Source organism: Streptomyces sp. NPDC091682, from assembly GCF_044756625.1.
Classification (GTDB): domain Bacteria; phylum Actinomycetota; class Actinomycetes; order Streptomycetales; family Streptomycetaceae; genus Streptomyces.
In genome coordinates, this window is record NZ_JBIVTH010000015.1 from 122801 (window position 1) to 139709 (window position 16909).

A 16909-nucleotide genomic window follows, 5' to 3' on the forward strand; every position below is an offset into this window, starting at 1 on the left:
CCCAACCCACCCCCACCCCTGCACCCGCCCGGAAGCCAATCACCCATGCTGAAAACAGCCCTGCGCAACGTTCTGGCGCACAAGGCCCGACTGTTGATGACGGTGCTCGCCGTCACCCTCGGCGTCGCCTTCGTCTCCGGCTCCCTCGTCTTCGCGGACTCCTCCACCGCGGCCCACCGGGCCGCGGTGTCGAAGGACTACGCCGACATCGCGGTCACGGTGACCCCGAAGGACCCCCCGCCCGGCACACCCGGCACACCCGGATCCGCCGGCTCGGCCGGGTCCGCCGGGTCCGCCGGGTCCGCCGGGGACGAGCACGCCACCGTGCTCGATGACGTGCTCGCCCGCGATCTGGCCGCCCTGCCCGGCGTCGCCGCCGTACGGCCGTCCGCGGACGGCCTGGCCGTCCTGAACGCCTCGGACGGCGATCCCCTGCGCACCGGCAGGGTCTGGGCGCACCGGGCGGCCGCCTACGTCCCCGGCGCCGACGGCAAGGACGGCCGGCACGCGCTGACCGAGGGCCGCGCCCCGCGCGACGGCGGAGAGATCGCCGTGGACAGCGGAACCGCCGCCGCCGGCCGGTTCCGCATCGGCGACGGGATCACCCTGGCCACGGACGGCCCGGCCATGACGAAGCGGCTCGTCGGCATCGTCACCACCCGTGACACCCGGGTGACGGCCGGCGGCACCCTCGTGCTGTTCGACAAGGCCACCGCACAACAGCTGTTCGCCTCCCCCGGCCGCTACACCTCGATCGACCTGTCCGCCGTACCGGGCACCGACCCCGCCGAACTCGCCCGCCTGGTCGCCGCCCGGCTCCCCGCCGGCCGGGCCGAAGCCACCACCGGCACCGCGCAGGCCGCCCAGCAGGCCGTCCTCGTCGACACGCTCACCCGCGGCAACGAGAAGCTGTCGCTGGTCTTCGCCGGAGTCGCCCTGTTCATCGGGTCGTTCCTGATCGTCAACACCTTCACCATGCTCGTCGCCCGGCGCACCCGTGAGATCGCCCTGCTGCGCGCGATCGGCGCCACGCGCCGCCAGGTCGTGCGCTCCCTCCTGTGGGAGGCAGTACTCCTCGGCCTCGCCGCCTCGGCCCTCGGCTTCTTGCTGGGTCTCGCCATCGCCTCCGTACTGCCGGAGGTCCTGAGCACCACCGGGGAGCCACTGCCCCGCGGCCCCCTGGTGATCGGCCCGCTGCCCGTGGCGGCCGCGCTCGCCGTCGGGGTGGGCGTCACCGTGCTCGCCGCATGGCTGCCGTCCCGCAAGGCGGCCCGGATCGCACCGGTCGAGGCCCTGCGCGCGGCCGAACAGCCGCCCACCGCCACCGCGTCCCGGGTCCGCGGCGCGGCCGGCACCCTCCTGCTCGCCCTCGGCGCCGGCCTGCTGTTGTCGCTCACCGGGGCGAAGGACGCCTCCGAGGAGAACCTGCGGAGCGCGATGTCCGGCTGCGCCCTCCTCGTCATCGCCGTGATCGTGCTGGCGCCGCTGCTCGCCGTACCCGTGATCCGGCTGAGCGGTCGGCTGACCGGGCGCCTCGGGATCGCCGGCCACCTCGCCCACCGCAACGCGCTGCGCGACCCGCGGCGCACCGCCGCCACCGCCTCCGCCCTGATGGTCAGTACGGCCCTGGTCGCCGGGCTCGCCGTCATCGGCCACTCCACCGGGCGGGCCCTCGACCGTCAGGCCGCGGCAGGCCTCAGCGCCGACTACGTGATCAGCACCCACACCTCGTCGGCCGGCATCGACCCGGCCGCCGTCCAGCGGGTGACCGCCACCCCCGGCGTACGGACGGCGACCGCCGTCACCGACTCCACCCTCTTCCTCGGCGGTGGCGTCCGCGAGATCTCCGGGGTCGACCCGGCCGCCGCACCGTCCGTCATGGAGCTGGACTTCGTCAGCGGCTCCCTGAAGGACCTCGGGCCGGGCCGCATCGCCCTCTCCAGCACCCTCGCCCGTGCGAACGGGGTGCGCGCCGGCGACCGGATCGACGCCCGGATCGGCGGCCCCGGCCAGCACCTCACCCCGTACACGGTCGTCGGCGTCTACGAGGACAACCCCACCGCCCGGGACGCATTGGGCTCCCGCATCGAGGTCAAGGAGAAGAGCCTCGACCCCAGCTCCGTCCAGCGCGTCCTCGTCCGCACGGACGGCGTCGCTGACGACGCCGCCGTGAAGGACCGCCTGCGCACCGCCACGGGCAACAACCCGCTGCTGCGCGTCCAGGACCGGCAGGAACTGGTCCAGGAGGCCGCCGGTTCCCTCAGCACCCTGCTGACCCTGACGTACGGCCTGCTCGCCATCGGCGGCGTGATCGCCACCCTCGGCATCATGAACACCCTGGCCATGTCGGTGTCGGACCGCACCCGCGAGATCGGCGTCCTGCGCGCCATCGGCATGGACCGCGCCGGCATCCGCCGGACGATCCGCGTCGAATCGCTGGCCGTGGCCGCCTTCGGGACCCTGCTGGGCCTGGCGACCGGCCTGTTCGGAGCCTGGACGGTCGGCGCCCTGGCCAACGGCGCACTCAAGGACTACTCCCTGGCCCTCCCCTGGGGCACGCTGCTCCTCGTCTGCCTGACCTCCCTCGCCACGGGCGCGGTGGCGGCCGCCCTCCCGGCCCGCCGCGCGTCGGCCCTGAGCCCCCTGGAGGCCGTCGCCGAACCGTAGGGGTCAGGCCCGTTCCCAGGGCACGGGGGTCGGGCGGCGGTACCACCACCGGCCGAACGGGTCCCGGCCCGGGGGCCGGCCCGTCAGCTCCTCGATGAGGCTCCCCGACGGGTCCTCCTCCGTAGCCCGGACGAACCGCAGGTCCAGCCCCTCCACCGCGTCGTCGAGCAGCCGGCGCACCTCGGGCGGCAGTCGGGCCCCGATGCGGGCGAGGTCGTCGCGGGCTTCGAGGCGTTCGCGGTAGAGGTCGGCCGGATACCACCCCGTGGGCGCCCAGCCGGATTCCAGCTGCACGACGACCCGTTCCCACACGGTCAGGGCGCCCGCCAGGGACGGGTGGGGCCCGTCGTCGGGCCACAGCCGGGCCGCCGACGCCATGAGGGCCTCGGCCACCGGGGCCGGCGGCCGCTGCTCCCGGACGATCTCGGCGAACCGCTCCACGACCGCCCGGGGCAGCTGCGGGACGGGCGCCTCCGCGCTGTCGACCGTGTACAGCGGGGGCTCGTCGTCGGACAGTTCGAGCCTGACCCGGGTGACGAGGCCCTCCGGCGTCGCCGCCCAGTAGGCGCTCGGGCACGCCTCCTCGGCGGGGAACAGGACGGTCGTCCCGGCGGCCCCCGCGAACCTCGCGGCGAGCTCCGGCTCCGGCGGCTGATCGGCGACCTGGTCCTGGGCGTAGAGGTCCAGCGACCGGGCCAGGTCGCCGGAGACCGCTTCGTACGTGCACAGGACGGGGGCGGCCCAGTTCCGCAGTTCGGCGTCGGCGGCGGCCTCGGCGACGTCGACGTCGCCGACCGCCACGCCGAAGCACCGGGCCAGTGCGGCGGCCGTCGTCTCGGTGGCGAGGGCGTCGACGGTGATCAGGTTGTAGCTCGTGGGCACGGCCCGGTCGGCTCCTCGTCAGCTCTGCGGGCGCTGCCCGAGCGCGATGTCCGTGTCCGTGCCGCCCCATCCCTCGGGGCTCCGCCAGATGACGTGGACGCCGAAGACGTCGCGGACGGTGTCCGCCGACCAGTCCTCGGCCGGGGGTTCGGAGAGGACCAGGTAGAGGCCGTCGGCACGCGGGGTCAGGGTGTGGTTGATCTCCAGCAGGCGGGTGGCGCCCGAGCGGAGGTCCGCGTACGCCGAGCGGCCGGCGCCCAACGCCTCGTAGAGGAAGAGTCCTCGGCCGGTGACGCAGCTGACGTCGACGAGGGGCGAGTCGGTCGGCTGGAGGTCGGCCCAGAGGAGGTCCGACTTCAGGGCGTGGCGGACCGCCTCGTGCTTCTTGCACGTCCGGTCGGCTCCGGCCGATGCTTCCAGCGCGCGCAGGAAGCCGTCCTTCGTGGTCGAGGCCGGCGCGGTCGTGTCTTCCGCGAGGGTCATCTGCTCTACGTCCTTCTGCTCGAGCTGCGGTGGGGCGGGGGCGGCGGCTTCGGTGGTCGTGGTGTCGTCGAGGTCCGGGGCCGGTACCGGAGCCGGTTCCGTGTCGGCGGCGAGGCGGTCCTGGAGCGCCCGGCGCGCCCGGGCCAGGGTGTCCGTCCAGCCCGAGGCCGTCAGGTGTTCCCGGAGCCGGCCGGGGTCCAAAGTGCGCTCCTTGAGCGCACGGTTGGTGCTCGCGGTGAGGTCGCGCAGAACGCTCAGCCGGTCCCGGTCCGGGGAGCCGAACAGGTGGAGCACGTCGACCCAGTCGGCCTGGTCCCTGCGCAGGACCCGGTTGGCCATCCCCTGCAGCTCGGAGAGCCTGCCGCGGGCGTCGGGAACCTCCCCGTCGTTCTCGGTCAGCTCGCGGAGCACGTCCAGCGCCGCGATGTAACGGCCCGCCATCCTCGGCGAGACGGGCGACCGGCCCCGCTGGTCGGAGGTGAGGACCGTCTGGTTGGTCTCGTTGGCGAACACCCAGCAGTCCAGCTTCTCGCCCCGCTTCGGGGGGACCGATCCGTGGCGGACGGTGAGGACCAGGGGCCGGTCGAAGCCGGGGGTGAGGGCCTTGACCTTGTAGCGGCCGCCCGGGGCCCGGTCCACGACCTCGACCCGCACGTCGGCCCCGATCCGGGGAAGTCGGGTCACGGCTACCTCCTCCGCGTCCACATACGCCTCCGCCTGCGCCTGCGCCTGCGCCCCCGCCTCTGCCTCCGCCTCTGCCTCTGCCTCTGCCTCTGCCTCTGCCTCTGCCTGCACCGTGACCGTGGCCTCGGGGGCCGGCGCCGCGGAACCGCCCCCGGGGCGCGTCAGTACGTCCGGCAGCGGGCTGGTGTGCAGGACGGTCAGGCTCTGGGTGCTGCGGGTCAGGGCCACGTACAGCTGTCGCAGGCCCGCGGGACCGCGGTCGGCGATGGTGGCGGGCTCGACGACCAGGACGTGGTCGTACTCCATGCCCTTGGCCTGGGTGGCGGCCAGGACGGACACCGCGGCACGGTGTTGGGCGCCGATGTCCCCGCCGCCGTCGACCCTGCGACTGATCGCGTCGAGCCAGTCCGAGTCGTCGGGGACGATGACGGCCACCGAGCGGAGGGTGTTCCCGTCGCTGGTGCCGACGAGGCGCGCCACGTGGGCGACGGTGTCGTCGAGGAGCTTCCACGGCTCGGTCTCCACCGTCCGTACGGCGTCCTCGCCCGCCTCGCGCACGGCCTGCGGGTAGGGCAGGGTCGGTGCGATCTCCTGGGCCAGGGGGGCGACGAACTCCATGATCTCGGCGGGCACGCGATAGCTGGTGTGGAGCTCGGCCACCCGCCAGTCACCGTGGTCGGAGAGGACCGCGCCGAGGCGGTCCCAGCTCGCCGGGACGTGGGGGCCCGTCGCCTGCGCGAGGTCACCCAGGACGGTCATGGAACCGCCCACGGCGCAGCGCCGCCGCAGGGCACGGGCCTGCATGGGCGTGAGGTCCTGTGCCTCGTCGGCGACGATGTGCCCGTAGCGGCCCGGGGTCTCCCCGGTGATGAGGACCCGGAGCTCTTCGAGGCAGACGTGGTCGTCGAGCGTCCAGGGATCGGCGTCGGCACTGGCGGCACGGGGCCGCAGCAGGGCCGCCTGCTCGCCCTCGTCGAGGATCCCGTCGGCGCAGGCGTGCAGGAGGTCGGGCGAGTCGTAGAGGGTGCGCAGGGCCTCCCTCGCGCCCGGGGACGGCCAGACCCGTTCGATGAGGCGCTCGACCCGGCGGTTGCGCTCCAGGTCGCGGCGGATCGTACCGCCCTGCCCGCGCCGCGGTGCGATGTCGGAGAGTTCCTGGAGGAGGCGGTCGACGAGCAGGCCGCGGAAGCGGTCGCGGCGCTCCCGGTGGGGGCTGTCGCCCTCGTGTGCCTGGTCGAGGAGGGCGAGGACCTCGGACCGCGGTACGCGCAGGGTCGTACTGCCGGCGGGGACGACGATCGCGGGCTCGTCGCCTTCGAAGGAGGGCGCGACGACGAGGTCGTCGAGTGCTTCGGGGTGGTAGTCGCTCTCCACGCGGCGGCGCAGGACGGCCGCCATGCGCTCGTCGGACTTCACGAGCCGCGCCCGCGCGGAGTCCGCGCCGAGCGTCTCGCCGTCCCAGAGGCGGTTGAGTTGGACGGCGTTGACGTCGCGGGTGCCGAGGGTGGGCAGGACCTGGCCGACGTAGTCGAGGAACCGCTGGTGGGGGCCGATCACCAGGATGTCCTGGGCCTTGAAGTGGTCGTTGTTGACGAGCCAGGTCACGCGGTGCAGACCGACCGCGGACTTGCCGGTGCCCGGGCCGCCCTGCACGACGAGTATGTCGGAGGGAGAACCGGTGACCAGCTCCATCTGGTCGCGCCGGATCGTCTCGACGATGTCGCGCATGCGGCCGCTGCGCGACCGCTGGAGCTCGCGCAGCAGGAAGTCGTCCGGCTGGAGGGTCTTTCGGCGCTGCCGACGGACGATGTCGCCGGGGGTCGGGGACGGCCGCACCTGCGGATCGGTCGCGGGATCGACGGCGGGTACGGGGTCGGTCGCGGGTACGGGGTCGGTCGCGGGAGCCGGTACCGGTGCCTGAGCGGCGGCCGGCGCGCCGATGTCGTCGAAATAGCCCTCCACGATCCGCTGGACGCAGCGCAGTTGGCGCCGCAGCGTCACCTCACCGGGACTTTCGGGCCTGGCGTCCAACCACTTCCTCGCCAGGGGGCTGGTCCACTGCAGGACCACCGGCTGCTTCGAGGCGTCCCACACGACCCGCCGTCCGACGTACCAGGGGCGGGGTTCCGTACCGGGCTCCTCCGGCACGTCGCCCCGGGCGAACACCAGGGCCTCGTCGCCGAGTCCTCCGTACGAGGCGGCGCGCGCCTCCGCCTCGATCCGGTTGGCGATCGCGTCCTTGCCGCTCGCCGAGGCCGTGGCAGCCGACGTTCCGCTCATCTCGGCGAGTCGCGCGGTGTAGCAGTCGTACGCGCGGTCGACGGCGCGCTGCTCGACGGCGAGGTTCTCGCCCCGAGTGGTGGTGCTCATGTGCGTCCTCCCTGCGGCGTCGAAGGGACGCCGCTACGGGCCTGCGCCCGTACCCCGCTGAAACAACTACCAGAGACGGAGTGGTGACGAACACTCAGTACATGAGTTCTAGATCCGAGCCTCAGCGCCAATGCACCGAGGGAGCGCGCAGCGCGAGCGCGGCGGCGTAGCCCGCGGGGGCCGGCAGGTCGGTGAGGGACCAGTGCGGGCGGACGGAACCGGCGTCCGGGCCCGTCCCCAGGTAGTTCAGGTGGCCCTCGTGCCCCAGTCCTGCTCCGGTGCCCTTGAGGTGGGCCTCCTTGCGCGCCCACAGGCGGGCGAACGCCGCAGGGCGACCGGCCTCGGGGAGCGCGGCGAGTTCGGCGCTCTCGTCGGGGTGGAAGAACTCCTCGCCCTGCGCGACCACCCGCGCCGCCGGCAGGGCCTCGACGTCCACCCCGACCGGTGTGGCCGCGCAGGCCACGTAGACCGCATCGCGGCTGTGCGACAGGGAGAAATGGGCGCGGCCGCCCACGAGGACCGGCCGCCCGTCCGGGCCGCCGCACTCGGGGCAGGCGTCGCGGGTCATCACCAGATCGCGCGGCGCGGTGTCGAGGAGGGCGCCGAGCAGCAGTCTCAGCGTCACGTGCGCGACCAGGTAGGAGCCTCGGTCCTGGGGGCGCGCGAACCGGTCGGCGCGCTCGCGCTCGGCCGCGTCGAGCACATCGGGGGCGAGGCGCTCCGCGAACGGGGCCTGCGTCGCGGCGTCCACGAACCGCACCAGCGCCTCGCCGCGAGCGGGCAGCCGCTGCGCCCCGACCGGCCGGTCGAGCCGCAGCACGATGGAGCCGAGGCCAGCAGGTGTGATCATCCGGAAATCCTATCCAATGGCTTCTTTGGTTCCCTGTGGTTCGGGGCGCGGACGCCGAGGTGCCTCGGACTCAGTCCTGTGACGACCCGCTGTCAGTGGGCCGGACCGGGCGGCGCCGGCGCCGGCGCCGGGCCAGCACGTAGGCCCCCGCTGCGGCCAGTACGGGAGCCGCGCCGCCGACCAGCCAGGGAGTCCGCCCCTCGGCCAGGTGCAACCGGCCGTCCCGACAGGAGGCGCGGGTCGCGTCATCGATCGGGGCCACCCGGTAGCGGGCCCAGACCTTGTCCTTGCCCACCCAGCGGACCTCGTACAGACCCGGCTCGGCATCGCAGCGGATCGTCGCGGTCCCCGTCACGGTCGCCTTGGCCCCGCGCATGACGGGCCGGTCGGTGAAGCCCCGCGAGGTCAGGCGCTCGCCGTTGCCCATCAGCGTTTCCGTCGGCGTCACCTTTTCACCGGGCTGGAACGTCCTCACGTCCCAGGGCGAATGCGGCCAGTCGGAATCAGCGGGATACTGCTCCTCGACCTGCTCCGGGGGAAGGGCAGCGACCTTCCCGGGGCAGGCCGCACGTTCGGCCTCGTCGATGTCCACTACCTTGACGGTCACCCAGAAAGCGGGATCTACGGGCTCGCCTTCGGGCCTGGGCATCGCCCTCTCGACCGGGTAGACGCCCGGCGGGGTGTCACACGCCACGGTGGCCTCGGCGGTGATGACCGGATGGTGCATCTTCAGCGTCGCTTGCCGGATGAAGATCTTGGAGGTCACCGAGTCCCCGATCCACCCCAGCAGGTGCGGGGGTGACCTGAACGTGAGGCGTTCACCGGGACGCGCGGTCAGTTCATCCCCGTCGGACAGCGGGGCGGGCGGATCCGCGGCCTGCGTCGCGAAGGCACTCGCCGCGGGCGTCATCATCAGCATCAGCGCCAACACGGTGGCCCCGCCGACCCTCATTCCCGCAGCACGCATGCGTCCCCCTCTTTCGTATCGTTCAGATCCAGTCGGCCCGGCCGCCGCCAAGGCGAATCACTGCCAGCGCAAGAACGAACCAGGCCGTAGAGGAAGCAGCAACGATCAAGGCGACGACCGTCACCCCCAGGCCCGCATGAGCGGCGGGAAGGTCTGTACGCAGCGCCTCGCGCAGGGAACGGCTCGCTTCTTTGATGTCCCGGCGGTACGAAGAAGGAGCCGAACCTCCGCCGTCCTCCGGCTCGGCATTGCGCTCCACGGGTAGCCCCCCTGCATCCCGTCGCAGCACGAGCAGCCTATACCGCACCATGATCACGCCCAGCGTCGACTTTCCGCCAAATCCCCCCGGCGGGTAGGGCGCCGACCACCGCCGATTTAGGGGACGGGCAGCCCGGACCGAATAGGGGCATGCGCCGGGCAGCCGATCACGCGCACCTAAGGCGAGCGGGACAATCACTCGCCGGCACGGTCAGCCACCCATCGTTACGGCAAGAAAGATGCATACGAGCATGGCCACGCTGCAGATGTCAGCCACCCATGCTCGCGTGTAGCGCCGGACAACAGGAGACTTTCCCCTCAGATCTCGCCGCTCCGAGCGTCTGGCGTTGATCTGAGCCACAGCCCGGTCCGTGGAGCCGACGAAGTGGTCGATGAGAGAGCCTGCAAATCCGAAGGCTCCGATTTCGACGGCCTGCGTCGTGGTGACGGTCAAGGTTCCACCGTCGTCGGATTCGACCTTGACCACATATCGGTAGGGAACGTCATGGGTGAACACCGGATTCACCACGGACACCCCCTTCTCGTCGAGCACGATGCACGATCCGGCGATCCTCCGGATGAACGCTATCCCGCCCAGCATTGCGGCCATGACACTGAGCGCGTCCTCGTCGGGCCCGCTCTCCGCCATGCTCACCCAAGCCACCAGGGCAAACGCCCCGAGCAACGTGGTGAAGAACAGCGACATGACGACAAAGGACTTCCGCCGCAGGACGGTCCGACGCTCAGGCACGACTACGCCCCTCCTGGGCTCATCCTTCCCGCCAGGTTTCCCCTGGCGGGGCATTGCCGTCCTACCGTCACAGCCGTTCCACCCAGAGGCCGCATCAGAATGCGGCGAGAACCGGGTTGCGGAGCATGGCACCAAGCCCCGCCATCTCCACGAAAGCAATTGCACCAAACACCCTCATGCCAACCCTGCCCATATTCCAGGTTGAAGTCTCCTTCTGCGCAAGCACTTCGATGCTTCCGCATCCCGCAGCCTCCGCTATGACATTTCCTTACGCCTGGCGGTGCCGCCCGTCTTCATGAGAATTCCGGCCACGGAGAAAGCTGTCCCCCACCCGATCATTGCAAGGGTGAGATCCTCCGCGAATTCAGAGTCAGCGACACCGAGCCCCACCCATGCCCACGCCAACAACAGGGCTATCAGTCCGGTGGCGAGCGGCGCGATGAACGCACGGCCGTCGTTCGCCGACGTGCGCGGTCGGCGTGTCCTGTTGATGGCCAGCGCAAAAAACGGAGCACCCACGACGGCAACGGCAGCGCTCAGCCAAGGCTGCCCAACCCACATGGCGGCGGCCGTAGTGAAGCACGCCCACACAAGCAGCCCGATGGTGATGAAGTGCTGCCGAACTAACCGATCAACCGACATGCGATTTACCGCCTTTCGACCGAATTCTCCACCGTTTCAGAAACGGCTGCCGTTGCGAATGGCAGGGGAAGCCATCGTCGAGACCCTCCGGTAAGGAGCCGTGGCCGACGCGCCCCCCATAAGCATTCCTGCCTTGCCAACGGCAAGATCCGTTGGTGCATTTGTACATGGCGCTCCGGCACTCCGGGAGGGCTTTACCAGTCGGATCCCCGCTCCGTGACGTCAACGACCATCAGCGGGGCGCATTCGCGGGCTCCGAGGTGGATGAGGCCGGTGCTCTTGTCCTGCGGGCCTCCGACGAAGCCGCGTTCGGCGGGCCGCGCGGCCGGCCCGGCGCCGCGGTCCTCGCCGGACGGCTTGGCCGCGAGGCGCTGGACCTGGAGGGTCGTGGCGTGTCGGTCGGCGCGGCCGGTACCACGTCGCCCTGCCCGCTACTCGCTGCTCGCGATGTCTTTGATCCTGGTCGGAGTTCCCTCCGGGGCGAACGAGTGGTGGAAGGTGAAGGCGTGCGGCGCGGGGCGGTGGTCGTGGAGGTGTTCCAGCTTGGAAACCCCGTCCTGCCAGGTGGGTATCACGCCGTCGGGGACCCACCAGCACACGTAGTTCGGGTGTCCCGCCCTCTCGAACCAGTCGTAACGCCTGTTCAGCGCCTCGCGGTGCAGACCGGTGTAGATGGCGTCGAAGGCGGAGCGCAGGTCGGTCCAGAGCGAGAGGGTCGCGGCCAGGGCGGTGGTTTCCACCGTACGGCCCTTGCCGTACCAGGTCGGTACGGCGAACTCTCCCCATGCACCCCAGTCCGCCTCGAAGAGCAGGCCCCGGTCACCTTCTGCCGCTTCCGCACGGGCGAGGTACCCGGGGTGCTGACTGATCTTCCGGTAGACGGCCTCACCCATGTCGTAGAACTCGTGCGTGAGCGGTGTGGGATCGACGAGGGGTGACTTCAGGACGCCGAATGTGTACAGAGCAAGATGGGGCATGGTCTCTCCTGGTTGGGGGTGTCCAGTGCGGACCCGGTGGGCGGCTCACGCATGGGGCGAGCGTTCGTGGGCGTGACCGATTCATCCCGTCGCGGGTGGCTCTCGGCCTGGAGGAAGCCCTGCGCGACCGTGTGCGATCACCGAAGACCAGGTGAAGGTAGCTGCCTCTGCGACCCCTGTCGAAGTTGCGTTTTTCCTGTCCAAGTGGCCTTGTGCGCAGAGTCCTTGCGGGAGCCGGGGCAGTGGCGGCGTTCTCCATCGGAGTCACTCACCGATCAAGGCTGTCGGTATGCCTGACGGGCAGGAGAGAAGGCCAAGCTGCCGGGCGGCAGCGCCTACGAGCCGATCCGGCCCCTCCCTCCAGCCGGAGGGTGGTCAGATGAGGCCGGTACCTGATCCGCATCTCCACGGTCAAAAACAGGCTCGGTACGCGGTACTTGGGATTGGCGGGCTCTTGCGCTTGTTGCGAGGCCCGGTGATCCGCGCACGGCGCGCGGGCCGCGCCCCGGCGCTCACCGTGGCGGCGGTGCTGCTCGGCGCGCTCGCCGCCGGGTGCTCCGGGGCGTCCGGCGGTAGCGGCAGGGACGGCGGACGCTCGGCGGCCGGCGAGGCGACACCGGCCACGCCGCTCGCGCGCCCGGGGCTGCCGGAACCGGATTCGCTTCCCAAGGTCCGGGAGGGGCAGGTGTGCGCTCCCCTGCGGGGGCGACCTGAACTGGCTCGAGGTCGCGGTGGCGCAGATCGACGAGCGGAGCAGCCGCGTCTACCTGAGAGGGGTCGACCGACGCCCGTACGAAGCCACGGTGCGGTCTGACGGCCGGCCGTCCGAGGAGACAGCGGCGTTGCAGGCGCGCGCCAACCCGATCGAGCGGCAACGATCAAGGTGGAACTCCCAGGTCACGACCGTGCCCTCGCCCCAGAGCCGCGCCTGCGGCAATCCGTGCGACCACTCCCAGCACGATCCGCTAGGCTGTCAGCGGTCAGTCGGCTACCAGGCGTGTGCCAGGGAAAGTGTCCGCGAGGGGCAGCTCCACCCGGGCGGGCGCACGTCATCTGACCTGCACGCTTGTCGAAGCGGCTCGGGTGATCCCTCTGGGGTTTCCGGCAACGTTTCCGACAAGCCCCCGCCTTCGTGGGGCTTGACGGAAACCCTAAAAGCCCAGGTCAGAGGCTTACCGCGGAAGCTGCCGAAAACGCTCCGCTCCCCTTCTCGGAACGCTCGGCCCATCGCTGCAGCTCAGAGGCCTATCGACGACATCGTCGACACCCAGCTCACCGGATGGCCGAGACGGCCCTGTCAGCCCGTCTCGGTCATCCGCCATTCAGGGCACCAGGGGCAGGGCGCGCCGAGGCTCCGCGGCGGCCCGCCGGCCGCCGCCGTCGACCTGGTCGGGGCCATCGGCCGCAGCATGCTGGCCCAGCTCCTGCCGGAAGGCGGGTCCGCACCAAAGACCGCATCGTCAAACGAGCGATCTCCAAGTACAACGCACCTGGACCCGCCATCGACCGGACCACCTACAAGGCCACCATCAACATGTTCACAACCGACCCTTGACTCACCCAGCCCCGCCTCGACTGAACGGCGTTGGTACTAGCAGCCTCTCCGTCGGCGCGGGCCAGGGCGTCGGTTCACTGCTGATGCGGACGGCCCGATCGCGTCGGCTGGAGCGCGTTGGCGAACACGTAGTCGCCAACGTTGGTGCCGATCTCCCTCCCGTCCTCGGCGTCCCAGCGGAAGTGCACGCCCAGCCACATTCGACTGAACTCGCCCTCCTCGGCAACCTGGCTGAAGCTGTTCATCCGGCGGAACCGCTCGAGGGTGTGCGGGTCCTCGGACTGCGCGGTGAACGAGGCTTCGTCACGGCCGAAGAAGTTCTGCATCGCGACTGCCCACGCACCGGTGAAGTTGGCGTGCCCGGAGGTCCAGGCGATGAAGCACGGGGTCCACGGCGTTCCCGCCCGGTCCGCGCTGAGGGGCTGCCAGTTCGCGTTCTCTCCGCCCAGCGCCTGGATCGCGGACACCGGACGCCATTCGTTGATTGGGCCGTCGAACTTGCTGTCCCAGGCCGCGATCCCGGCGTCCGCCAGGGTCAGCGCCGACAGTGCGAACAAGCGGGTCGTCTCGTACGTGTCGAGCTCGAACTTCTTGGCGACCGTCCCGGTCAGCTGGAGCAGCTGCCCCGGGGGGTGGTAGGTGCCGTTCAGGTCGTGGTCCCAGAACCAGCCGATGACGGTCTGTTCGCGGGTGCGCTCGGTGGAGTCGACGGCACCCACGCGTCGCACCTCGTCGACCTGGCGCGCGTACTCCGGGCTGTTCACCAGCTCGTCGTAGGAAGTGAAGCCGCGCAGGCTGGGAGGCCGGAACTGCGAACCGGAGCGGAGCACGAACGGCTTCACCTTGCCCCAGTTCGGGGTCACCGCGTCGCCAGGTTCCTGGCAGGCCCCTTCGTCAGCCGTCGCCTCTTCGCCCGTCGGCCGCCAGGCTCCGGGTGTGGTGGTGTCGCCGTCGTAGAGCTCCGGGTTGTGCGAACCGTCGTCCGCCCGGGCCTTGTTGATCTGCCTCACCACGCGGTCGACCACGAGGCGGTCGAGGGGGTCGGGGGCGCGGGGGGAGCGGCCGGTCCGGGCCTCGTACCGGGCGTCGATGAAGGCCCGGTCGCCCGGGTACAGCTCGGAGAGCATCCGGTACGCCGTGCGGTCGATCAGCCGCTCCTCTTCGTCCGCGCGCGGCTCCGACGAGTCGGTGGCGTACTTGAGCGGCCGGTTGAGGTACGGCTCGTACTTCATCGTTCCGTACGTGTTCTGGTAGGCGCTCTCGGCGTTGTAGATGGCCGCGAAGACCATGGCTCCGGATCGGGAGAGTTTGCCGGGCGAGGCGTCCCAACCCCGCGCATTGCGGAACGTCTGAAGCAGGACCTTGTTCCAGTACTGCGTCGGATCGCCCTTGCTCTCCGGCCCGGCGGCGGCCTGCGGCGCAGCGGCCGCCACCGGACTCAGCCCGGCAAGCAGGGCACCGGCCACGACGACGGCCCGGAGCCGTCCCAGGCGCCTGCCGGCGCGGGACTTCGAGCGCGGGAGCGCGGACTTCGCGGCCGACTGACGGCCATGTTCGGGCATGGAGGGCACGGCGTTCCTTTCGACGTCGCTGATCAACGGTGAAAGAGTAATGTCGGAAATACAGAGATTTAGGTGAACCGCGCCGATATGGCGATGCTCTTGCATTCATTGGCATGTACACGGAAATGCTCATCCGATCGCGGTTGCGACTGGTGGGCAGTGCACCAACTGGCAACGAACTGGCGCAACTTCCCAAGCGCATGCCGCTGCCGCCGTTGGAAGACTGTGCCGCTCGCTCAGGCCCTCGGCCCCTCCCCGCTGCGGACCAGCCGCACGCCTTGGCCAACAAATCAGGCAACGGGGCCCGCCCGTCCAAGCCGTGCGGGACCCGTTCACCACCCGGCGGAGGCCGTCGACGCGGCTGCGCCCCCTCACCGGTCGGGGGAGGGGGCGCAGGCCCTGCTCGTTCATCAGGACGCGGGCGGAATGCTCTGCTCGTACTTGAAGACGTTGTGCGGGTCGTACTCCGCCTTGATCGTGCGCAGTCGGTCGAAGTTGGATCCCCAGTAGGCGGTCTCCCAGTCCTGCATGCCCACGTTCGGCACGTTGACGTAGGCGCCGTCCACGTAGGGACGCAGGGCCAGGCTGAATTCGGCGATCCAGGCCTGGGCCTGCGGGGTGAGCGGGTCGCAGACACCCGGCTCTTCGGAGCGGGTGCCCCAGCCGGCACCGGGCTCGGAGTAGAAGAGCGCGTCGCGGTGCGGGAACGCAGTGCCGCCACGGGGGCTCTTCCTGACCGCCCCGCCGAACGCCTGCGTGAAGAAGTTGCTGTCGTCCGTGGGTGCGTCCTGCATGAACGAGACGATCACATCGATCGCCTTGCTCGGGAAGGGCTTTCTGGTGAACTGGGAGTAGAACTTCCAGTTCGCGGGTTCGTCCGCGGTCGGGATCTGGAAGCCGGCGTACACGTCGCCCCAGTTCCCCACCTGCACCGCCACTTGCGGGCTGTCGATCGACAGGAGCGGCTCCAGCAGCTTCTTCGCCTCCGCGGGTGTTCCTTCCGCGAGGACCCCAAACAGGAGAATCTGGTTCCGATGGATTTCGAGTTGGGTGCCGAGGCGGTCGTCGATGTACGGCGCAGTGCGCTGATAGGTGTCGAAGATCCTGCGCAGGTCGCCGATTCCGTTCCAAGTGGCCTGTACGTACGTGACGCTCTTCAGCGGGGCCACTTTGTAGGTGAGTGAGGTGACGATCCCGAAGTTGCCGTTGCCGGCTCCGCGCAGCGCCCAGAGCAGGTCCTGGTTGTGGTGCAGGTCGACCTTGACCACCTTGGCGCACTCGTCGCCGTCCGCAACCACGATCTCAGCACCGATCAGGCTGTCGCAGGCCATGCCGAGCCAGCGGGTGAGGAAGCCGAAACCGCCGCCGAGTGTCGCCCCGGACAGGCCCACGGTGCCTTCGGTCCCCGTCGTCACCGCGAAATTCTGCTCCGCGAGCGTGGTCACCGCTTCCAGCTGGCTGAGTCCGGCGCCGACCGTCGCGATACGGGCGGAGCTGTCGATGTGGACCGACTTCAGCTCGCTGATGTCGATCACGAGACCGTTGTCGACGTTCGACCAGCCCTCAAGGCTGTGGCGGCCGCTCCGGACCCGTACCGCGACGTCGTTCTGCCGGGACCACGTCAGGGCGTTGACCACGTCCTGGGCGTTCTGGGCGAAGACGATGACCAGCGGGTAGTGGGAGAAGAGCTGGTCCCATCCGAGGCGGGCTTCCGTGTACCCGGCGTTGTCGGGGCGGACGATGCGGCCGGTCAGCTTCGCCGGCGGGCACTTCGTGTGCTTGGGGGGCTCGCTCACGGCGCTCGCACCGTGGGCCTCCGCCGTCGTGACGCCTTGCGCGACGACCGCGCCGGCACCGGCGACCGCGGTCGCCTTGAGTAGTTTGCGACGGGAAAAGTCATTCATAATCCGTCTTTTTCCTCTCGGCCGCCGGTAGGCGCGAATAATTCCCTTACGGGCGATTTCGGTGATGTGGACAGTAGCAAGGACGTCTGCTGTGGGCTGCGTCGACACACTCGCGATATCGGCTGTAGGGGCTGACGCCGTAGCTCCGCAGCGCGAACCCGATGTGCTTGGCTGGTGATACGGCAGCAATACCGGGCCGTGGATGGGCTGCAGTTCCTCCGGAACCCCCGGGGGTGGGCCCACGCGTAGGTGATTTGAGTATCAGCTACTCATTCTTAATATTCCGTGAAGGGCATAGCGTTTCGGCCGAATGCAGGATGAACTGCCCTCGACCGCGCGGCGGCCGTCGTCGGTTAC

11 protein-coding genes are annotated in these 16909 nt (G+C 70.5%); 1 reads left to right on the plus strand and 10 read right to left on the minus strand.

Going from position 1 to position 16909, the window contains the following annotated elements:
• Positions 1-45: 45 nt before the first annotated feature.
• Positions 46-2667 (plus strand): ABC transporter permease, encoded by a 2622-nt coding sequence (locus tag ACIQK6_RS30475; RefSeq protein WP_402695883.1) that lies wholly within the window; start codon positions 46-48, stop codon positions 2665-2667.
• A gap of 3 nt (positions 2668-2670) precedes the next feature.
• Here the strand turns inward: ACIQK6_RS30475 and ACIQK6_RS30480 are convergent, their stop codons facing one another.
• From ACIQK6_RS30480 to ACIQK6_RS30525, 10 genes are all read right to left on the minus strand, one after another.
• Positions 2671-3549: a hypothetical protein gene (locus tag ACIQK6_RS30480; RefSeq protein ID WP_329101056.1), complete on the minus strand. Its 879-nt coding sequence runs from the start codon at positions 3547-3549 to the stop codon at positions 2671-2673.
• An 18-nt stretch (positions 3550-3567) separates the two neighbouring features.
• Positions 3568-7086, minus strand: coding sequence for a HelD family protein (locus tag ACIQK6_RS30485; RefSeq protein WP_402695885.1), 3519 nt, complete (start codon positions 7084-7086; stop codon positions 3568-3570).
• Positions 7087-7207: 121 nt separating this feature from the next.
• Positions 7208-7936: a 4'-phosphopantetheinyl transferase superfamily protein gene (locus tag ACIQK6_RS30490; RefSeq protein WP_329101052.1), complete on the minus strand. Its 729-nt coding sequence runs from the start codon at positions 7934-7936 to the stop codon at positions 7208-7210.
• A 70-nt stretch (positions 7937-8006) separates the two neighbouring features.
• Complete coding sequence (locus tag ACIQK6_RS30495) at positions 8007-8903, minus strand: hypothetical protein (protein ID WP_402695887.1); 897 nt, start codon at positions 8901-8903, stop codon at positions 8007-8009.
• Positions 8904-8925: 22 nt separating this feature from the next.
• Positions 8926-9162, minus strand: a complete 237-nt coding sequence (locus ACIQK6_RS30500) for a hypothetical protein (RefSeq protein ID WP_329101048.1) — start codon at positions 9160-9162, stop codon at positions 8926-8928.
• Between the two features lie 210 nt (positions 9163-9372).
• Positions 9373-9867 carry a hypothetical protein gene (locus tag ACIQK6_RS30505; protein ID WP_402695889.1) on the minus strand — a complete coding sequence of 165 codons (495 nt, stop codon included), beginning with the start codon at positions 9865-9867 and terminating at the stop codon, positions 9373-9375.
• Between the two features lie 300 nt (positions 9868-10167).
• Positions 10168-10554, minus strand: coding sequence for a hypothetical protein (locus tag ACIQK6_RS30510; protein ID WP_329101043.1), 387 nt, complete (start codon positions 10552-10554; stop codon positions 10168-10170).
• A 431-nt stretch (positions 10555-10985) separates the two neighbouring features.
• Positions 10986-11531: a DUF3291 domain-containing protein gene (locus ACIQK6_RS30515; RefSeq protein WP_329101041.1), complete on the minus strand. Its 546-nt coding sequence runs from the start codon at positions 11529-11531 to the stop codon at positions 10986-10988.
• Between the two features lie 1629 nt (positions 11532-13160).
• Positions 13161-14648, minus strand: coding sequence for a vanadium-dependent haloperoxidase (locus ACIQK6_RS30520; RefSeq protein WP_402695891.1), 1488 nt, complete (start codon positions 14646-14648; stop codon positions 13161-13163).
• A 410-nt stretch (positions 14649-15058) separates the two neighbouring features.
• Positions 15059-16552, minus strand: a complete 1494-nt coding sequence (locus ACIQK6_RS30525) for an FAD-binding oxidoreductase (protein WP_329101037.1) — start codon at positions 16550-16552, stop codon at positions 15059-15061.
• Between the last annotated feature and the right edge of the window lie 357 nt (positions 16553-16909).

Bases quoted from the DNA above. Each gene is read 5' to 3' on its own strand.
- ACIQK6_RS30485 (WP_402695885.1), bottom strand. From the start codon at position 7,086: ATGAGCACCACCACTCGGGGCGAGAACCTCGCCGTCGAGCAGCGCGCC.
- ACIQK6_RS30490 (WP_329101052.1), bottom strand. From the start codon at position 7,936: ATGATCACACCTGCTGGCCTCGGCTCCATCGTGCTGCGGCTCGACCGG.
- ACIQK6_RS30520 (WP_402695891.1), bottom strand. From the start codon at position 14,648: ATGCCCGAACATGGCCGTCAGTCGGCCGCGAAGTCCGCGCTCCCGCGC.
- ACIQK6_RS30505 (WP_402695889.1), bottom strand. From the start codon at position 9,867: ATGTCGCTGTTCTTCACCACGTTGCTCGGGGCGTTTGCCCTGGTGGCT.
- ACIQK6_RS30510 (WP_329101043.1), bottom strand. From the start codon at position 10,554: ATGTCGGTTGATCGGTTAGTTCGGCAGCACTTCATCACCATCGGGCTG.
- ACIQK6_RS30515 (WP_329101041.1), bottom strand. From the start codon at position 11,531: ATGCCCCATCTTGCTCTGTACACATTCGGCGTCCTGAAGTCACCCCTC.
- ACIQK6_RS30525 (WP_329101037.1), bottom strand. From the start codon at position 16,552: ATGAATGACTTTTCCCGTCGCAAACTACTCAAGGCGACCGCGGTCGCC.
- ACIQK6_RS30475 (WP_402695883.1), top strand. From the start codon at position 46: ATGCTGAAAACAGCCCTGCGCAACGTTCTGGCGCACAAGGCCCGACTG.
- ACIQK6_RS30495 (WP_402695887.1), bottom strand. From the start codon at position 8,903: ATGCGTGCTGCGGGAATGAGGGTCGGCGGGGCCACCGTGTTGGCGCTG.